Raw genomic sequence first — 3,922 nt, forward strand, 5'->3', positions numbered from 1 at the left:
AAAGAAAAGGCTAATAACCCCGAACAATTCCCGAGCATTGCCCTGGAAACCACCGGGCCTTCCCGCAAATTCAGCTTTTCCTGACATGGAGTCATAACATGATTATCAGCCCGCCATTCCTGAAAGCGAAAAATGCCCATGAAACCGATGCAGCATGGATTGAAAGAGTGATGACCGTAGTTGACCGCCGCGATTACCCGGTCAATGGCCATGGCTCATGGCATGGCGGGATCCACATAGCCCATACTGATGGCGGCAGGCCTTTTGAGAGTGTAAGAGCTGTTGCGGATGGGATCGTGGTTTCCGTGCGTAAAAGTTCAGGCATCGATAAACGAGATAAGGCACCGCTGAACCTCAATGTGGATCAACCCAATGTCAAAGGCAGTGACGATGGCTACGTGCTGCTAAAGCACGAAACGGAGATCGGCAGTGGTGAGGGGGCTAAAGTGGTCTTTTATTCGCTTTACATGCACCTGAAGTCGCTTGAATCAACAGTGAAAATCGGGGGGAAGGTGTACCGGAAAGATCCGCTTGGTACCTCCGGGATGGTCGATGCGGTCAATGCCTTCCATTTCCAGATTTTCTGTGATGACGACAACATCAGCAAACTGACGGGCAGGAGGAGCCGCGAACTGGACGTATCGAAAGATGGCCGAACCGATGCCGTTTATGGTGATATTCACTTTTATCTGCCACCGCAGACAAAGTTTTATGACAGGGCACCCGCAAATAACAGTACCTCCATAACCGGGCTTTCTGAGCTGTATACCAGCAGTGCGCCTCTGTATGTCAGCATGACTCTGGCCCAGGGCAGCTGCACTATGGTAACGCGGCAGAAAAATACGCAGACTGACGGGAAATATGACCTGCTGGGCGAGCCACTGGTGAATGCTGATGGCAAAGACTACGAATACAATCTCTATAAAACCGCGATGCGGAATTATAAGGAGAGCCCAAGTGCCGGATTTGAGTTGCTTCGTTTTGGGCGGGTAATCAATACCGAGCATGAAACGCTGGTGCCGGCAGATGCGCCATTATGGATGACGGTCAGTTATCCGGGTGGAAAAGGGGTGGTCAACCTTGCTGACCCCAGTATTAAAAAGTTTAGTGACGCTGATTTCCCTCACTGGAAGGGATGGCTGCTGGTTGATGACGACAATGATACCCATAGCCAGTGTAATTCGTCGATCATCAGAAAGTTACAGGAAGAGGGCAGTTACGAAACTCAAAGCAACAGGCTTATCTGCTGTTTACCGTTCGAGTGGGAAAAAAGCACAATAGATGCCAGGTATAAATGGTTGATGACCGGTTTACCTTGGGAGCAGTGCACTTCAGAAAAAACGGCCATATGGCAGGTTCCCGGGACGCAGGAATCAAATGAACGAACGCTGATGAGTGAGGAAGACTATGGCAAATTTAAGCAACACGCAGAAGCGCTGTGTTTTGATTCAGGAGCTCTCGGTAGCGGAAGATTATGGCATTTCAATCCTGTGTATTTTATTGAACACATGAGACGTTGTGGCTGGTTAGGGAAGGAGGATGTGATTAGGCTAGTCAGACGAAATGAAGAGCGTGCGCATCGACCAAATCTGTCCCGTTCGACGTTAGAGCAATGGATTGAAAGTGAAGGCACCCATCATTCCGAAATTATACGTCCGGCAAACATTAAAGATATAATGCCAAAAGTTTTGAACAAATACGGCATAGTTTCACCATTGCGAATTGCGCATTTCTTTGGGCAAATGGCAAGGGAAACAGGGCGATTTGAGTTTTTTGTAGAAAAGGGTGATGACTCATATTTTGATAAATATGAGCCACGTATGCCCCAAGGTAGAAAACTTGGCAATACCCATATAGGGGATGGTGTTAAATTTAAAGGTAGAGGGGCAATTCATCTTACTGGGCGACACAATTATGCTAACTATAGTGAATTCCGATTAGGCCCGCAGCATAGGGGAATGGAGTACTATACAATACCACCAAATAATACCAGACCAGTTACTGATGCTTATACAGCCTTTGATGCTGCTGGTTATTATTGGTCTAGCAAACAAAAATATTCAACCACGTTAAGCCCTTTAGGTAAACTTGGGATCAATTATTGGGCCGACAAAGGCGCTCAAGAATCTGATGCATCTGAAGTTACACGGAGAATAAATCCAGGCCGGGATGGATTTTTAACAGTTAGATGGCCAGCTTTCATTCATGCGTGGTATGCAATTAATGATGAAAAGAATCCACCTGAAGATTACAGGCCAATAAAATAAGAGAGGATATACACAATGAGAATCTCAACTTACAAAATCATTGCCATTGTTTTATCTGCATTTTCTGTCAATGTGTGTTCGGCAACTGAACAAGCAGATAAAGAGCCGATTTCACTATGTGCAAAGATAGACACAGGTGCTATTACTGATGTTTTTGATGGGAGTAATGTGAAATACTCAAAAGATTACTCGTATCTATTATTTACTAGTGATGCGAATGGAACTAATTATACTGACGGTGATGATAGATTAACAATTGATGGTCATGTGTACATATCAAATGATTCTGTGCTGCAACTGAAAACACTCATAATTGTAAGCATGAAAGATGGCAAGCTGAATGATGAAGTTATTTATTTAAGCAAGGGGAATAAGACTACTGGGGGGCTTTTTTACAATAACACCCCAAGTGGAAATAATGGTAAAGAAAATATAGTTTATATTGGAGTTGCAGGTGATGTATATCACCTCACAATACCAACCGCTAAAGATAAAGAGTGCCTGAATCATTTCCCTAAGAAAATATTAGATGGCTTGTCTACTGAGTAATTGTTTTTGGAAAACCTTCTGGGAGCGTTGAGGTTTATATGTAGTTCATAGCTGTCTCTTGAGTAGTAATAGGAAATTGAATGTCGTATTCACTGAAACATCTTCCTGAATGTTATCCACGACCGGTCACACCAAAAAAGACACGTTGGATTGCTGTCCTGGTAGCGATGTTGGCATCAGCGTGATCTTCATGCGTATATCCTGGGCGAATACCGGACAAAAGCGGGGGGTACTACGGGTGAAAAGAAAAGGTCAATAAGCCAGAAGACTTCCCGAGCATTGCCCTGGAAACCACCGGGTCTTCCCGCAAATTCAGCTTTTCCTGACATGGAGTCATACATGATTATCAGCCCGCCATTCCTGAAAGCGAAAAATGCCCATGAAACCGATGCAGCATGGATTGAAAGAGTGATGACCGTAGTTGACCGCCGCGATTACCCGGTCAATGGCCATGGCTCATGGCATGGCGGGATCCACATAGCCCATACTGATGGCGGCAGGCCTTTTGAGAGTGTAAGAGCTGTTGCGGATGGGATCGTGGTTTCCGTGCGTAAAAGTTCAGGCATCGATAAACGAGATAAGGCACCGCTGAACCTCAATGTGGATCAACCCAATGTCAAAGGCAGTGACGATGGCTACGTGCTGCTAAAGCACGAAACGGAGATCGGCAGTGGTGAGGGGGCTAAAGTGGTCTTTTATTCGCTTTACATGCACCTGAAGTCGCTTGAATCAACAGTGAAAATCGGGGGGAAGGTGTACCGGAAAGATCCGCTTGGTACCTCCGGGATGGTCGATGCGGTCAATGCCTTCCATTTCCAGATTTTCTGTGATGACGACAACATCAGCAAACTGACGGGCAGGAGGAGCCGCGAACTGGACGTATCGAAAGATGGCCGAACCGATGCCGTTTATGGTGATATTCACTTTTATCTGCCACCGCAGACAAAGTTTTATGACAGGGCACCCGCAAATAACAGTACCTCCATAACCGGGCTTTCTGAGCTGTATACCAGCAGTGCGCCTCTGTATGTCAGCATGACTCTGGCCCAGGGCAGCTGCACTATGGTAACGCGGCAGAAAAATACGCAGACTGACGGGAAATATGA

At 46.0% G+C, this 3,922-nt stretch carries 3 protein-coding genes; all 3 read left to right on the plus strand.

Annotation, left to right across the window (positions count from 1 at the left end; all coding sequences use genetic code 11):
* Window positions 1-98 precede the first annotated feature (98 nt).
* Entirely contained in the window at window positions 99-2,267 is a 2,169-nt protein-coding gene (locus AB3U87_RS21880) for a M23 family peptidase (RefSeq protein ID WP_394150503.1), read from the plus strand.
* Between the two features lie 15 nt (window positions 2,268-2,282).
* Window positions 2,283-2,816 (plus strand): hypothetical protein, encoded by a 534-nt coding sequence (locus tag AB3U87_RS21885; RefSeq protein WP_394150505.1) that lies wholly within the window; start codon window positions 2,283-2,285, stop codon window positions 2,814-2,816.
* 339 nt (window positions 2,817-3,155) lie between these two features.
* Window positions 3,156-3,922, plus strand: a 767-nt coding sequence (locus AB3U87_RS21890) for a M23 family metallopeptidase (RefSeq protein WP_394150507.1), incomplete at its 3' end; no start/stop codon positions are given.

Source organism: Erwinia plantamica (assembly GCF_043420595.1).
Taxonomy (GTDB): domain Bacteria; phylum Pseudomonadota; class Gammaproteobacteria; order Enterobacterales; family Enterobacteriaceae; genus Erwinia; species Erwinia aeris.